This is a genomic window from Roseococcus thiosulfatophilus, from assembly GCF_017311575.1.
GTDB classification, from domain to species: Bacteria; Pseudomonadota; Alphaproteobacteria; order Acetobacterales; family Acetobacteraceae; genus Roseococcus; species Roseococcus thiosulfatophilus.
This window is the reverse complement of the sequence record NZ_JAFFQY010000061.1, coordinates 1-14,256: the sequence shown is the minus strand read 5'-3', so window position 1 is coordinate 14,256 and position 14,256 is coordinate 1. Positions and strand designations below refer to the sequence as shown.

Sequence of the window (14,256 nt, the reverse complement as noted above, 5' to 3'; positions counted from 1 at the left end):
AGAAATGTCCGCGAACAAGAAGCTTCTCGTCCTGCCTGGTGACGGCATCGGCCCCGAGGTGATGCGCGAGGTCCGCCGCGTCATCGACTGGATGGAGCACCGCCGCGCCGCCCGCTTCAGCATTGATGAGGGCCTGGTCGGCGGCGCCGCGATTGACGCCACCGGCCAGCCCTGCCCGGATGCCACCCTCGAAGCCGCGCGCGAGGCGGATGCCGTGCTCTTCGGCAGCGTGGGCGGCCCGAAATGGGATGGCCTGCCCTTCGAGCAGCGGCCGGAACTCGGCATCCTGCGGCTGCGCAAGGAGCTGGGTCTCTTCGCCAACCTCCGCCCCGCCGTGGTGCTGGACCCCTTGGTGGATGCCTCCAGCCTCAAGCCCGATGTGGTGCGCGGCCTCGACATCATGATCGTGCGCGAGAGCACGGGCGGCATCTATTTCGGCGAGCCGCGCGGCATCCACACCGACAGCGCCGGCAAGCGCGTGGGCATTGATACCGAGGTCTATTCCGAGGACGAGATCGCCCGGGTGGCCCGCGTGGCCTTCGACCTGGCCCGCCAGCGCCGCAACAAGGTGACCAGCACCGAGAAGGCCAACGTCATGCAGTCGGGCCGCCTCTGGCGCGCCGTGGTGAGCGAGGTGCACAAGGCTGAATATCCGGACGTGCAGCTCGAACACATGTATGCCGACAACGCGGCCATGCAGCTCTGCTCGCGCCCCAAGCAGTTCGACGTGATCCTGGGTTCGAACCTGTTCGGCGATGTGCTGTCGGATCTGGCGGCGGCGCTGACGGGTTCGCTCGGCATGCTGCCCTCGGCGACGCTGGGGGCGGTGCAGCCCTCGGGCAAGCGGCATGCGCTGTATGAACCCATCCATGGCTCGGCGCCGGACATCGCGGGGAAGGGGGTCGCGAATCCTTCCGCGCAGATCCTTTCCTTTGCCATGCTGCTGCGAATCTCCTTCGGCATGGAGGAGGACGCGAAGCTGATCGAGACGGCGGTGGAAAAGGTGCTGGGCGGCGGCCTGCGTACGGCCGACATCATGCAGCCCGGTATGGCCCGCGTCAGCACCAGCGTGATGGGCGAGAGCGTGGTGCGCGAGCTGGAGAAGCTCGCCAACTGAAACAGCGCGAAACCCGGGCCTGATGCGCAGAAAGCGCGGGGCCCGGGGCTTGCACTTCCGCACGAGGGACGGTAACTCCCCCGTCACGGCCAGCGCCCGTAGCTCAATGGATAGAGCATCAGACTACGGATCTGAGGGTTGGGAGTTCGAATCTTCCCGGGCGCGCCATTTCACACCGCTTCAGGCCATCCCGTGCCGATGGCCGTGTCTTGATCATCCCTGCGAAACGCCGCCGAACGCTTTATCGCCCCGTTGCGGCGGTGCGTTGCCTTTTGCGAAGTCATATAATATATCATATTACATGAGGCGCGACAGTCGACTTTCGGGCCTGCTGCATGTGCTCCTGCACATGGCCGAGCAGGACGGCCCCACGACATCCGAAGTGCTGGCAAAGGCCATGCAAACCAATCCGGTGGTGATTCGCCGCATCATGGCCGGCTTGCGTGAGCGCGGTTATGTCCGGTCGGAGAAGGGGCACGGGGGCGGCTGGACCCTTGCCTGCGATCTCTCGCAGCTCACCTTGCGCGACGTTCACGAGGCACTGGGAGAGCCTGTGCTTCTGGCTATCGGGAATCGGACCGAAGCACCCGGCTGCCTGGTGGAGCAGGCGGTCAACGACGCCTTGGGGCGCGCCTTCGAGGAGGCCGAGGCGATGCTGCTGGCGCGGTTCGCGTCGGTGACGCTGGCTCAGCTCCGCGCCGACCTCCGCGCCCGGTTGGCCGCGCACCCGCAATCCTGCGATCTGGAGACGGTTCATGGCGCATGACAACATCACGAAGCAGGCGCTGCTGGCTTCCTTCAACGCGCCTGACCACGCAAGGCTATATGGCGACGGGGTATCGCGCTTCGTGCCGGGCATGGCCGACCTCCACCGCATGATGGCGATCCTGGTCGCGGAGCGGGCCGCCGCGGATGCGCGTGTGCTGGTGCTCGGCGCGGGCGGCGGTCTCGAGCTGCGGGCCATGGCGCAGGCGCATCCCGGCTGGACCTTCGTGGGCGTGGATCCGGCGGCCGCCATGCTGGACGAGGCGCGGCGCGTGCTCGGTCCGGACGCGTCACGCGTCACCTTCTGCGAAGGCTATATCGAGAATGCGCCCGAGGGGCCGTTCGACGCAGCCACCTGTCTCCTGACCCTGCATTTCCTGGAAGCCGGGGAACGCGTGCGAACGCTGCGTGAGCTTCGCCGGCGTCTCAAGCCCGGCGCGCCCTTCGTGGTGGCGCACATCAGTTTTCCGCAGGACGGAAGCGCGCGCCGCCTCTGGCTGTCCCGATATGCCGCTTTCGCTCTCGCATCGGGGACTGACCCCGAGCAAGTCAAGAAGATGAGCAATTCGGTTGACGCGCATCTGCCGATGCTGAGCCCCGGGCAGGACGAAGCCATCCTGCGCGATGCTGGCTTCTCTGACATCGCCCTCTTCTATGCGGCGTTCACCTGGCGTGGCTGGATTTCCTATGCCTGACCGCGTGACAATCCTACGCCGCCGTGATGGCGGGCGGTCGTCTCCGCCACGCCCCTGAGACGCTGGTCCCCACCCTGACCGTACCCCGTCGCATGGACAGGGCAGGGGGGCGGTGACAGAGTGCCGCGATGCAGCAATTCCGCCCCTGGCCCGAGGACGCCGCATGAACCAGACCACACGCCTGGCCGAAGGGGCGCTGGAGGCACGGGTTCGCCGGGACCTCGAATTCCTGAACCTGCCCCCCCGCAACTGGGTGCCGCCGCGCGCCCGCCAAGGCGAGGCCGTGCTGGACGTGGTGGTGGTGGGTGCGGGCATGAACGGCATCGCCGCCGCGGGCGCACTGACCCATCGCGGCATCCGCAACATCGCGGTGCTGGAGGCGCGGGAGCCGGGGCGCGAGGGCCCCTGGATGACGACGGCGCGCATGGACACGCTGCGCTCACCCAAGACGCTGCCGGGTCCTTGCCTGGGCATTCCCTCGCTCACCTTCCGCGCCTGGCACGAGGACCGCTTCGGGCCGGAGGCGTGGGAGGCGCTCTACAAGATCCCCAACGCCATGTGGCAGGACTACCTCTCCTGGCTGCAGCGTGTGCTGGAACTGCCCGTGCGCCATGGCGTGCGCGTGTCCGATGTGGCGCCGGAGGACGGGCTGCTGCGGGTGGCCGTCGAGACACCCGCGGGGCCGCAGACGCTGCTGGCGCGGCATGTCGTGCTGGCGACTGGCCGCGCGGGCGCGGGCGGGCTGGTCTGGCCCTCCTTCGTGCCGCTCTCCCTGGTGCCCGACCTCGCCATCCAGGCCTGCGAGCCGCTGGACTTCGCGCCGCTGGTGGGCAAGTCGCTGGGCGTGATCGGCGCCGGCGCCTCGGCCTGGGACAATGCGGCGACGGCGCTGGAACGCGGCGCGGCCTCCGCCACGCTCTATGTGCGCGCGAAGTCGCTGCCGCAGATCAACAAGGGCCGCGGCAGCACCGGCCCGCACTATTTCCACGGCTGGGACGCGCTGACGCCCGAGCAGCGCTGGGAGCTGATGGGCTACATGCTCGACGTGCGCTCCCCGCCGCCGCACGAGACGGTGCATCGCGCGCTGCGGCTGAAGGGTTTCTCCATCGTCTTCGGCGCGCCCACGCTGGGCGCGCGGCGCGAGGGTGACCAGGTCGTGCTGTCGCTGGGCGGCGAGACCCCGCGCGAGGTGGCGCATGACTACCTGGTGGTCGCCACGGGCTATCGCGTGGATCTGGACCATGTGCCTGAACTCGCCCGCTTCGCCCCGCACGCGCGGCGCTTCGGCGACGTGGTCGCGGGTGCCGAGGCGCGGCCGGACCTCGCGGCCTTCCCCTTCCTCGGCCCGGGCTTCGAATTGCTGCCGCGCGGCGAGGGCGCGCCCGCGGAACTGGGCCGCATCCATCTGATGAACCATGGCGCCATCGCGTCGCTGGGCGCCATCTCCAGCGACATTCCGGGCGTCATGGTGGCGGGTGAGCGGGTGGCCCAGGCCATCTTGCGCGCGCTGATGCAGGCGGAATGGCCCACGATCCGCGAGGCGCTCCAGGCATTTGACGAACCCGAACTGGAAAGCACACCCTTCTATGTGCCGCGAGGAATGGAACCCAAGTGATGCGTGACCTGCTGGACGAACTCGCCGGCATCCAGCCCGGCAGCCGCCTCGACGGGCTCCGCGCCCTGCGCCCCGATGTGCGTGCCGCCGTGGCCGGCAGCGAGGCCGCGATCTTCGAAGGCGAGAGCGGGCTTTCGGCCGCCGAGCGCCACGCCATCGCCCAGGCCGTCGCCGAGTGGAACAACGAGCCCGCCTTGGCCGCGCACCACGCCGCCCGCGCCGCGGCCTCGCCCCGCCTGCCCGCGCTGCTCGCCCATGCCGAGATGCTGACGAAGCGCCCCGACCGGGCCACGCCCGCCGCCGTGCAGGCGCTGGCCGAGGCGGGCCTCGCGCCGCGCGACGTGGTGATGCTGTCGCAGCTCGTGGCGCACATGAACTTCATGGCCCGGATGCTGGCCACCTTCCGCCTGCTGGAGCGCGCCTGATGCCGTCCACCCATGATTTCGGCTTCCCCATGCAAAGCCTGGACTGGGCCTCCTGGGTGCCCGTCCTCGACCTCGCCAAGGCGACGCCCGACGAGATCAAGGTGCTGGAGGAAAGCCACCCCAAGGCCAAGGAAAACCCCTACTACCTGCTGCTGGTGCAGGAGGCTGAGGTGCTGCGCCAGCGCTCCAAGCTGTTCAACACCATCATGTACGGGCCGCGCGGCGCCTCGCGCGCCGAGCGCGAACTGGCCGCGACCGCCGAATCGCGCCTGAACGGCTGCCCCTACTGCGCCTCCGTCCATGCGCTGCGCTATGTGCAGATGAAGGGCGATCCGGCGCTGATGGCCCGGCTGATGGAAGATGGCGTGGACACGCCCATGGAGGCCCGCCCCCGCGCCATCGTGGATTTCGCGGTGAAGCTGGCCGCCACCCCCTCCGCCGCCACCGACGCCGATGTGGCCCGGCTGCGCGAACAGGGGCTGGAGGACGCGCAGATCCTGGACATTGCCATGTCGGTCGCGATGTTCGCCAATGCCAACCGCCTCATGCAGACCCTGGGCGAGGCCGTGATGCCAAAGGACGCCGCCCCATGAACGAGCTGGTCCAGCTGGCCCACCGCGTCCTGCCCGGCGGGCATTTCGGGAACATGGCCTCCGACATCGCGCTGGTGCGCGGCGAGGGCGGGCATGTCTGGGACAGCGAGGGCCGCGAATACATTGACTACCTGCTGGGCTCCGGCCCCATGTTCATCGGCCACGCGCACCCCGAGGTGACGGCGGCGGTGCTGGAGCAGATCCCCCGCGGCACCACCTTCTTCGCCAACAACCCGGCCGGCATCGAACTCGCCGCGGCCATCGTGGACGCCATGCCCTGCGCCGAGCAGGTGCGCTTCCTGGCCTCGGGCACCGAGGCCGACATGTACGCGATGCGCGTCGTCCGCGCCTTCCGGGGCCGGGAAAAGATCCTGAAGTTCGAGGGCGGCTACCACGGCATGAGCGACCACGCGCTGATGTCGCTGGCGCCGAAGCGTCCCTCCAACTTTCCCCACCCCGTCCCGGACAGCGCCGGCATTCCCGCCCGAGTCCAGGACGAGGTGCTGGTCGCGCCCTTCAACGACGCCGATGCGGCCGTGGCCTTGATCGAGGCGCACCAGGACGAACTGGCGGGCGTGATCCTGGAGCCCTTCCAGCGCCTCATCCCGCCCGTGCCGGGCTTCCTCCAGGCCATCCGCGACGTCACCGCGCGCCTCGGCATCCCGCTGATCTTCGACGAGGTCGTCTGCGGCTTCCGCTTCGGCTACAGCGGCGCGCAGGGCTATTACGGCGTGACGCCCGATCTCTGCACGCTGGGCAAGATCATCGGCGGCGGCTTCCCGCTGGCGGCCCTCTGCGGCCGCGCCGACATCATGGCGCATTTCGACCGCGCGAAGGTGGGCGAGGAGCGGTTCCTCATGCAGGTGGGCACCCTCTCCGGCAATCCGGTGGCGGCGGTGGCGGGGCTTGCCACCCTCTCCGTGCTGCGCCGCCCCGGCGCCTATGACGACGTCTTCGCGCGCGGGCGCCGCATGATGGCGGGGCTGACCGAGGCGCTGCGCCGCCGCGGCATTCCAGGCCAGGTGGTGGGCGAGCCGGTGCTGTTCGACGTGGTCTATGCCACCGGCGAAATCCGCGGCCACCGCGACACGCTGCGCGCCGACGGCGCCGTGCAGGCCGCGGTGAACCGCCATCTGCGCGCGGGCGGCATCATGAAGGGCGACAGCAAGTACTACCTCTCCACCGCGCATACCGATGCCGATGTGGACCGCACCCTCTCGCTCTTCGACGAGGCGCTGGGCGCGCTGTGACGCGCGCTTGACCAGTCCCGCCGCGCCAGGGATACGGGTTGCATGAACGCCGCCAGCCAGACCCCCGTGGCGCAGACCGACATGGTGGCCGCCGTGCGCTGGGCCTACCGGCTGGTGCTCGGCCGCGATCCGGAGAACGACAAGGTCATCGCCAACTGGGCCTCCCTGCGCGACCCCCAGGCCGTGCTGAGGCACCTGGCGCGCTCGGGCGAGGCGGCGGAGGTGGCGGCCACGAACCGTCCGCTGCTGGGCAGCTGGCCCGACAGGCCTCTTGAGGCCGAGGCCGTTCGCGCCGCCGGATTGCTGCTGCATGGGGTGCTGCCGCCGGAGGAGGAGGTCGAGGCCACCCTCGTGCTCTGCTCGACCGGCGCGGCCTTGCGCGAGGCCTTCCTTGAAAGTCCCGCCTATGTGGCGGTGCGCGACGGGCGGGAGATGCCTGCCCCGGTCGTGGCCGAGCCCCTGCCCCGCCCACCCTCCGGTGAGGCGGAGGTGATGCTGGACGGGCGCCCCCTGCGGATTCGCGGCCAGGAGGAAGATGCCTATTGGCGCGCCTTGCGGCATGGGGTGGTGGAAAGCTCCGTCACCTCCTTGCTGCGTGTCACCCGGGCCCATCTGGCCGGGGGCGGGCAGGGCGCGGTGCTGATGGATGTGGGGGCCAATATCGGCCTTGCCTCGCTGGCCATGGCGCAGGCCGCACCCGGCCACGCGGTGCTGCTGGCGGTCGAACCCAATGCCGTCAACGCGGAGCATCTGCGCCACAACCTCGCCGCGAACGGCCTGCCCCGCGCCCGGGTGGAGGAGATGGCGGTGGGCGCGCGCGACGGCGTCGCTGAGTTCATGGCGGATGCCCGCAACTCCGCGACGGGCCATCTGCTCGGTGGCGAGGGCGCCGCCGCCGGCGCCGGGCGCTCGGTCCTGCGCGTGCCGGTGCAGCGGCTCGACCGGCTGCTGGCGGACCATGGCTGCGAGCGGCTGGACGTGCTGAAGGTGGATGTGGAGGGCGGCGAGGACGCGGTGCTGGCCGGCGCCGGAGACCTGCTGGCGCGCTACCGCACCCTGGTGCACATCGAGTTCAACCTCTGGACCATCATGGCCATGGCCGGCGCCAATCCGCGCCGCGTGCTGGAGAACTGGGCCGCCGCCTTCCCGCACATCGTGGCCTTCGGCGATGACGGCAATCCCGCGCCGCTGAAGGATGCGGAGCTGCTGATGTGGTTCCTCTACGTCACCACCACGAAGCGCGGCGGCATGGGCGACATCGTGCTCTGCCACGACCTTGGCTGGCTGAAGCGCTGGAAGTAGGCCCGCCTCCGCTCAGCGGAAGGCGAAGCCAATCCCCGGGCGTTCGGGCAGGCGCATGACGCCGCCCTCGGCCACCAGATCCTCCGCCAGCATGGCGCGCAACGAGGCCTGGGCGCCGTGCATCTCCAGCCACCCGCCCGCGCCATGCCCCGCCAGCGCGGCTGCATTGGCGATGTCCCAGCCGCCCGCATGGGCCACGGGCACGCCATGCGCCTCGGCCAGCGCCAGCACGCGCTGCAACCCGGTGATGCCGCCGCAGAAGGCCGCGTTGGGCTGCACCCAGTCCAGCGCCCCGCGCGAAAGCGCCTCACGAAACCACGCCAGCGAGTGCATCATCTGCCCGGCCCCCAGCGGCACGCGCACGCTTCGGCGCAGCGCCACCAGCCCCTCGATGTCATTGTCGCGCAGCGGTTCCTCGAACCAGGCGATGTCGCATTCCTCGACCATGCGGGCGAGGCGCTTCGCATCCGCCAGATGCATCCCGCAATTGGCGTCCAGGATGAGGCGCGCATCGGGGCCGATGGCCGCCCGCACGGCGCGCACCCGCGCCGCGTCCTCCGCAACCGACCGCCCGCCGGCGGCCACCAGCATCTTCACGCCGACATAGCCGCCCGCGATGGCGTCGCGGCACACCTGCACCAGCTGTTCCTCGCTGTAGCCGGGCAGGCCCACCGTCGCGTAGCAGGGCACCTCCGTGCGCGCGCCGCCCAGCAGCCGCCACAGCGGCTCGCCCAGCGCGCGGGCGCGCAGGTCCCACAGCGCCATGTCGAGGGCGGAGATGGCGGCCGTCAGCACCGTGCCCAGGCCGCGCGGGTTGAAGCGCGCGGCGAGCATGGGCCCCACCGCCTCGATGCGCCGGGCATCCTGCCCGGCCAGCGCCTCGGCGATGCCGGTGTTGAGCAGTTCTGCCACTTGCGGCGCCAGGAAGCGGCCCGTGACGCCCTGGCCCACCAGCCCGTCCTCGCCCTCCACGCGGCAAAGCACGAAGGCGGGCGCATCCAGCGCCGCATAACCGCGCGCGGCGGTGCCGAGCTTGGCGAGGTACCGAATCTCGGCGGTGACGGCGCCAATCCGCATCAGGCCGGGATCATCGCGGCGGCATCTCGTTCGGCGGCGTGGCAGGCTGCGCGTGATGCGCCCTGGTGGTTCCGCAGCCGCGGCGCCTCCACCTTGCAACGGTCGAAGACCAGCGGGCAGCGCGGGTGGAAGGCGCAGCCGGGCGGCGGCGCCAGCGGGTCCGGGAACACGCTGCCCAGCCGGGTGTCCGGCAGGCCAAGCCGCGGGTCGGGCGTCAGCACCGAGGCCAGGAGGCCGCGGCTGTAGGGGTGCTGGGCCCGGACCATGACCTCGGCGGTCGGGCCTTCCTCCACCACGCGGCCCAGATACATGACCGCCACGCGGGTCGCGAGCATCTGCACGACGGCCAGGTTGTGGCTGATGAAGAGGCTGGTCAGCCCCAGCCGCGACTGCAGGTCCATCAGCAGGTTCAGGATCTGCGCCTGCACCGACACGTCGAGCGCGGAGGTAGGTTCGTCGCAGATGAGAAGCTGCGGCTTCAGGATCAGCGCGCGCGCGATGGCGACGCGCTGCCGCTGCCCGCCCGAGAGCTGCGAGGGATAGGCCGCGGCATGGCGGGGGGAGAGGCCCACCAGGGCCAGCATCTCCGCGACGCGCGTCTCGCGTTCGGCCGCACTTCCCTCGCCATGCACCGCCAGCGGCAGGCCGACGATGGAGGCGATGGTCTTGCGCGGGTTCAGCGAGGAATAGGGGTCCTGGAAGACCGGCTGCACCAGCCGCGCCCGTTCCAGGCGGCCGAGCTGCGCGATGGGGCGGCCGTCAATCAGCACCTCGCCCTCGGTGGGGGTTTCGAGGCCCAGCACCATCTTGGCCAGCGTGCTCTTGCCGCAGCCGCTCTCGCCCACCAGGCCCAGCACTTGGCCGCGCGGGACGGAGAGCGAGACGCCACCCACCGCCATCAGCGGCCGCTTGGGCGCGAACATGCCACGCCCCACGGAATAGCGCTTCACCACGTTCCGCAGTTCGAGGATGGGCTGTTGGTCGCTCATGCCGGGTTCTCCAGCAGGGAGGGCACCGCGGCGGGCAGGATGCAGCGCCAGGCATGGTCCTCCGCGCCGGTGACCACCGGCACGGGGCGGGCGCAGGGTTCGGTCGCGAAGGCGCAGCGCTCGCGGAAGGCGCAGCCCTCGATGCCGCCCACCAGGCTCGGCACCAGGCCCGGAATGGTGCCGAGCGGCACGCCCGGCCTGCTGCGCGCGGGGATGGGGATGCAGTCAATCAGCCCGCGCGTGTAGGGGTGGCGGGGCTCGTCGAAGACGGTGACCGTGGGCCCGCTTTCCACCACCTCGCCCGCATACATGACGGCGACGCGGTGGGCGACGCGCGCCACGATGCCGAGGTCGTGCGTCACCAGCAGCAGGCCCATCCCGAACTCCTGCTGGAGCTCGGCCAGAAGATGCAGGATTTCCGCCTGGATGGTGACGTCGAGCGCGGTGGTGGGCTCATCGGCCAGGATCAGGTCGGGGCCGCACATCAGCGCCATCGCGATCATCACGCGCTGGCGCAGCCCGCCCGAGAGTTCATGCGGATATTGCACGAGGCGGCGCCCGGCGGCGGCGATGCCCACGCGCTCCAGTAGGAAGACGGCGCGGTCGGTGGCTTCCCGGCGGTTGCCCTTGCCGTGGCGCAGGAAGGGCTCGGTCAGCTGGTCGCCGATGGTCCAGGCCGGGTTCAGGCTGGTCATCGGCTCCTGGAAGATCATGGCCATGCGGTTGCCGCGCAATTCGCGCAGGCGCCGCGGCGTCATGTCCAGCAGGTCTTCGCCGGCAAAGCGCATATGGGCCGCGGTGCGCCGTGCCGAGCTGGGCAGCAGCCCCATGACGGCGAGCGAGGTGAGCGACTTGCCGCAGCCGCTCTCCCCCACCACGCAGAGCGTCTCGCCGCGCGCCACGGTCAGCGTCACGTCACGCACCGCGTGCAGGATGCCATCCGCCACGGGGATCTGGACGGCGAGCTGCTTCACATCGAGGACGGGCGTGGTCATGAGCGGCCCTCCGGCGCCGTGACGTCACGGATGCCGTCGCCCAGCATGTTGATGGCCAGCACCAGCACGCAGATGGCAAGGCCCGGCAGCAGGATGACCCAGGGGTCGAAGAGCATGACCTCCTTCGCCTCCGCCACCATCAGCCCCCAGGAGGGCAGGGGCGGCTGCACGCCGAGGCCGAGGAAGGACAGCGCCGCCTCCAGCAGGATGGCCTGCGCCATCTCGTAGCTGGCCACCACCACCAGCGCCGGGATCAGGTTGGGCAGGATCTCACCCACCAGGATGCGTGGCGTGGAACAGCCCACCGACTGCGCGGCCGCCACGTATTCGAGGTTGCGCAGCTGCATGGTGGCACTTCGCATCACCACCGCGAAGCGGTCCCACAGCAGCAGCCCGAGCACGAGGACCACCACCTGCAACGAGCCGCCCGCCACGGCCACGACGGCCAGCGCCACCATCACCACCGGCAGCGAGAGCCGCGTGGTGATGAGGAAGGACACCACCGTGTCCACCCGCCCGCCGAAATACCCCGCCGCGACCCCCAGCACCGTGCCGATGACGCCCGAGACCAGCATGGTCAGCAGGCCGATGAGCAGGGAGATGCGCGCGCCATAGATCAACCGCGAGAGGTAGTCGCGCCCGAGATTGTCCGTGCCCAGGAGGTAGCGTGGGTCCGCCATCTCGGCATCGATGAAGGCGGGCGGGATCAGCCGGTCGTCCAGGGTCTGCGCGTAGGGGTCGTGCGGCGCGATGAAGGGCGCGAAGATCGCCATGAGTGTGATCAGGCCGAGCACGGTGGCGGCCACGATCAGCCCGGAATTGCCCAGGATGCGGCCGCGCTTCTTGCGAAGCTTCGGGCCGGTGGGTGCGGTGATGTCGCTCATGTCAGCCCCTGCGGATGCGCGGATCGAGCCAGGCGTTCAGGATGTCCGCCAGCAGCGTCAGGATCACGTAGAACAGCGCCACCAGCAGCAGGATGCCCTGGACCACGGGGAAGTCGCGGCGGGAAATCGCCTCCCAGGCGAGGTAGCCGATGCCCTGCAACGCGAAGACTGTCTCGATGATGACCGAGCCCGAGAGCATGTTCCCGAACTGCACGGAGCACAGCGCCACCACCGGGATGATGGCGTTCCGCAGCGCGTGCTTCAGCACCACGACGCGGCCGGGAAGCCCCTTGGCGCGCGCGGTGCGGATGTAGTCCGACGTCATCACCTCCACCATGCCGCCGCGCGTGAGGCGCATCAGCACCGGGGCGGAGAACCAGCCCAGCGTGATGGCCGGCATGACGAAGTGCATCCAGGTGTCGGACCCCGAGATCGGCAGCCAGCCGAGCGAGAGGCCGAAGAAGAAGATCATCAGCAGGCCGAACCAGAAATTCGGCATGGCCTGTCCGACGACCGCGATGCCCAGCGCGCCTCGGTCCACCCAGGTGTTGCGTCTGAGGGCCGCGATGATGCCGAGCGGCAGCGAGATCAGCAGCGCGATGACGAGGCCCAGCCCCGCCAGCGTCAGCGTCACCGGCAGGCGCGACATGATGAGGTTGGCGACGCTCTCCGGATAGAAGAGCGAACGCCCGAGATCACCCTGCACCGCCCGCCACAGCCATTCCGCGTATTGCACGATGATCGGGCGGTTCAGGCCATATTGCTCGCGGATGCGTTCGACTTCCGCGGGGCTGGCATCCTCTCCGGCGAGGGCGATGGCCAGGTCGCCGGAGACGCGCAGCAGCATGAAGGCGATGGCGGAGACGGCGATGCCGACCACCAGCGCCAGCAGCAGCCGGCGTAGGGTGAAACGCAGCACCGATCAGCGCCGCCAGCGGGCCGAGTAGAAGCGCGGCACCTCATCCGCCGTCGGCGAGAATTCCAGCTGCGAATTGAAGGCGTAGGTCAGCGGGAAGGTCCACAACGGGGCCCAGTAGGCCTGCTCGGTGATGCGGCGCATGGCGGCCGTATAGGCCTCAAGCCGGGCGGCGGGGTCGGTGTTGTTGTCGCCGCGCTCCAGCAGGGCGATCACCTCCGGGTCCCGCGTCATGTCGTCGGTGGAACCGCGGAAGAAGTAGGAGGTGGAGTTCGCCACGTCGAAGAGCGAGGTCGAGCCCCAGGACCCATAGGCCAGCCGCACCTGCCCCTCGCGCGTCGCGCGCTGGTAGGCGTCGTACTGCTGCCATTGCAGGTTCGCGGTGATGCCCACGGCGCGCAGATTGCCGATGATGGCCTCGGCCCAGGGGCGTTCGCGATAGCCCATGATGTTCACGGTGAAGCCGTTGGCGAAGCCCGCCTCGGCCAGCAGCTGGCGGGCGCGCTCGGGGTTGTAGTCGTAGCGCGTGATGCCGTCCTGCACGCAGCCGAACTGGTCCGGATGGCAAGGGGTGTGCAGCGGGTCGGAGCCTTCGCCCACCAGGTTCCGCACGATGCCCGCGCGGTCGATCGCGTGGTTGATGGCCTGGCGCACCCGGATGTCGCGCATCGGGTTGTCTTGCTCGCCGGTGCGGCCGGCGGCGTCCATCTGCAGATAGTGGAAGCGCACCGTGCCGCCCGAGGCCACGGTCACGCCGCGGCGGCGCTGCAGGTTGCGCGCCTGGTCGGGTGTGACCCGCCACACCCAGTCCACGCCGCCGGTCAGCAGCTCGGCCACGCGGGTGTTCGCTTCGGGCACGCGGCGGAACACCAGGCGCTCCACCTCGGGCTGGCCCTTCGCGCCGCCGAAATAGCGGTCGAAACGCTCGAACACGATGCGCTGGCCGGCGCTGAGTTCCGTCACGCGGTAGGGACCGGTGCCGATCGGGTTGCGGCCCATGCCCTCGCGCCCGGTGGCGAGCGAGGCGCGCGGGATGATCAGCAGCGTGGTGAGGTATTCCTGCCAGGGGCCGAAGGCGGCCGGGGTGCGCAGGCGGACCGTGTGGTTGTCCACCAGCTCCGCGCCCGCGAGCCAGCGGGCGCGGCCGCCATTGGTCACCTGGTTGGCGGGGTCGAGGGCGAACTCGACGGTGGCCACCACGTCGCGCGCATCCACCGTGTCGCCATTGTGCGCGACGATGCCCTGGCGGATGCGAAGCTCGATCGTGGTGTCATCCACGATGCGAACCGACTCCGCCAGGTGGTTCTCATACTCGCCGGTGCGGAGGTTGCGGTAGAGCGGCGCGTCCCAGACATGGAAGCCGAAGATCACGCCCTCGCGCGTCGAGTTGAAGTAGGGCGACATGTTCGCCGGCTCCGTGTCGGAGAACCAGCGAATGGTGTTCTGCGCCGGCTGCGCCAGCACGGCGGGTGCGCCGAACGTCACCGCGGCGGCCATGGCCACGGCCCCCAGAAGATACCTTCTCATGCTTGTGCCTCCTTGTTGTTCTCGACGATAAGGGCCTCGCCCGCAGGGTCAACCGCGAAGGCGGGTGCGTGCCGTGCTCAGCCGAGTTCCGCGCGCACGATCGCCG

General features: G+C 70.2%; 13 protein-coding genes, 1 tRNA gene and 1 pseudogene. 9 read left to right on the top strand and 6 right to left on the bottom strand.

Annotation, left to right across the window (positions count from 1 at the left end; all coding sequences use genetic code 11):
* Positions 1-4: 4 nt before the first annotated feature.
* From leuB to JTN19_RS15815, 9 genes are all read left to right on the top strand, one after another.
* Positions 5-1,117: a 3-isopropylmalate dehydrogenase gene (leuB, locus tag JTN19_RS15855; protein ID WP_206934613.1), complete on the top strand. Its 1,113-nt coding sequence runs from the start codon at positions 5-7 to the stop codon at positions 1,115-1,117.
* Positions 1,118-1,209: 92 nt separating this feature from the next.
* Positions 1,210-1,285 (top strand) — tRNA-Arg (locus JTN19_RS15850).
* Between the two features lie 133 nt (positions 1,286-1,418).
* Positions 1,419-1,883: an Rrf2 family transcriptional regulator gene (locus JTN19_RS15845; protein ID WP_206934611.1), complete on the top strand. Its 465-nt coding sequence runs from the start codon at positions 1,419-1,421 to the stop codon at positions 1,881-1,883.
* Positions 1,873-2,577, top strand: coding sequence for a class I SAM-dependent methyltransferase (locus tag JTN19_RS15840; RefSeq protein WP_206934610.1), 705 nt, complete (start codon positions 1,873-1,875; stop codon positions 2,575-2,577). The genes JTN19_RS15845 and JTN19_RS15840 overlap by 11 nt, the downstream gene beginning before the upstream one ends.
* A gap of 163 nt (positions 2,578-2,740) precedes the next feature.
* A complete protein-coding gene (locus tag JTN19_RS15835; RefSeq protein ID WP_206934608.1) occupies positions 2,741-4,192 on the top strand; it encodes an NAD(P)-binding domain-containing protein in 1,452 nt (483 codons plus the stop codon).
* The gene (locus tag JTN19_RS15830) at positions 4,192-4,617 is read left to right on the top strand and encodes a carboxymuconolactone decarboxylase family protein (RefSeq protein WP_206934607.1); all 426 of its coding nucleotides are present in this window, start codon (positions 4,192-4,194) and stop codon (positions 4,615-4,617) included. Before JTN19_RS15835 ends, JTN19_RS15830 begins: the two co-directional genes overlap by 1 nt.
* Positions 4,617-5,210, top strand: a complete 594-nt coding sequence (locus tag JTN19_RS15825) for a peroxidase-related enzyme (protein WP_206934605.1) — start codon at positions 4,617-4,619, stop codon at positions 5,208-5,210. The genes JTN19_RS15830 and JTN19_RS15825 overlap by 1 nt, the downstream gene beginning before the upstream one ends.
* Positions 5,207-6,460, top strand: coding sequence for an aspartate aminotransferase family protein (locus tag JTN19_RS15820; RefSeq protein ID WP_206934603.1), 1,254 nt, complete (start codon positions 5,207-5,209; stop codon positions 6,458-6,460). Before JTN19_RS15825 ends, JTN19_RS15820 begins: the two co-directional genes overlap by 4 nt.
* 42 nt (positions 6,461-6,502) lie before the next feature.
* A complete protein-coding gene (locus JTN19_RS15815) occupies positions 6,503-7,762 on the top strand; it encodes an FkbM family methyltransferase (protein WP_206934602.1) in 1,260 nt (419 codons plus the stop codon).
* 12 nt (positions 7,763-7,774) lie between these two features.
* Here JTN19_RS15815 and JTN19_RS15810 read toward each other — a convergent pair whose 3' ends face one another.
* The 6 genes and pseudogenes from JTN19_RS15810 to JTN19_RS15785 form a co-directional block, all read right to left on the bottom strand.
* Positions 7,775-8,839, bottom strand: coding sequence for a mandelate racemase/muconate lactonizing enzyme family protein (locus tag JTN19_RS15810; RefSeq protein WP_206934600.1), 1,065 nt, complete (start codon positions 8,837-8,839; stop codon positions 7,775-7,777).
* Positions 8,839-9,828 (bottom strand): ABC transporter ATP-binding protein, encoded by a 990-nt coding sequence (locus JTN19_RS15805; protein WP_206934598.1) that lies wholly within the window; start codon positions 9,826-9,828, stop codon positions 8,839-8,841. Before JTN19_RS15805 ends, JTN19_RS15810 begins: the two co-directional genes overlap by 1 nt.
* Entirely contained in the window at positions 9,825-10,823 is a 999-nt protein-coding gene (locus JTN19_RS15800; RefSeq protein WP_206934596.1) for an ABC transporter ATP-binding protein, read from the bottom strand. The genes JTN19_RS15805 and JTN19_RS15800 overlap by 4 nt, the downstream gene beginning before the upstream one ends.
* A gap of 74 nt (positions 10,824-10,897) precedes the next feature.
* Positions 10,898-11,707: pseudogene (locus JTN19_RS15795) on the bottom strand (ABC transporter permease); the annotation flags it as partial.
* Position 11,708: 1 nt separating this feature from the next.
* Entirely contained in the window at positions 11,709-12,626 is a 918-nt protein-coding gene (locus JTN19_RS15790) for an ABC transporter permease subunit (protein WP_206934592.1), read from the bottom strand.
* 3 nt (positions 12,627-12,629) lie between these two features.
* Complete coding sequence (locus tag JTN19_RS15785; protein WP_206934590.1) at positions 12,630-14,150, bottom strand: ABC transporter substrate-binding protein; 1,521 nt, start codon at positions 14,148-14,150, stop codon at positions 12,630-12,632.
* Positions 14,151-14,256 lie beyond the last annotated feature (106 nt).

Bases quoted from the DNA above. Each gene is read 5' to 3' on its own strand.
- leuB (WP_206934613.1), top strand. From the start codon at position 5: ATGTCCGCGAACAAGAAGCTTCTCGTCCTGCCTGGTGACGGCATCGGC.
- JTN19_RS15845 (WP_206934611.1), top strand. From the start codon at position 1,419: ATGAGGCGCGACAGTCGACTTTCGGGCCTGCTGCATGTGCTCCTGCAC.
- JTN19_RS15840 (WP_206934610.1), top strand. From the start codon at position 1,873: ATGGCGCATGACAACATCACGAAGCAGGCGCTGCTGGCTTCCTTCAAC.
- JTN19_RS15835 (WP_206934608.1), top strand. From the start codon at position 2,741: ATGAACCAGACCACACGCCTGGCCGAAGGGGCGCTGGAGGCACGGGTT.
- JTN19_RS15830 (WP_206934607.1), top strand. From the start codon at position 4,192: ATGCGTGACCTGCTGGACGAACTCGCCGGCATCCAGCCCGGCAGCCGC.
- JTN19_RS15825 (WP_206934605.1), top strand. From the start codon at position 4,617: ATGCCGTCCACCCATGATTTCGGCTTCCCCATGCAAAGCCTGGACTGG.
- JTN19_RS15820 (WP_206934603.1), top strand. From the start codon at position 5,207: ATGAACGAGCTGGTCCAGCTGGCCCACCGCGTCCTGCCCGGCGGGCAT.
- JTN19_RS15815 (WP_206934602.1), top strand. From the start codon at position 6,503: ATGAACGCCGCCAGCCAGACCCCCGTGGCGCAGACCGACATGGTGGCC.
- JTN19_RS15810 (WP_206934600.1), bottom strand. From the start codon at position 8,839: ATGCGGATTGGCGCCGTCACCGCCGAGATTCGGTACCTCGCCAAGCTC.
- JTN19_RS15805 (WP_206934598.1), bottom strand. From the start codon at position 9,828: ATGAGCGACCAACAGCCCATCCTCGAACTGCGGAACGTGGTGAAGCGC.
- JTN19_RS15800 (WP_206934596.1), bottom strand. From the start codon at position 10,823: ATGACCACGCCCGTCCTCGATGTGAAGCAGCTCGCCGTCCAGATCCCC.
- JTN19_RS15785 (WP_206934590.1), bottom strand. From the start codon at position 14,150: ATGAGAAGGTATCTTCTGGGGGCCGTGGCCATGGCCGCCGCGGTGACG.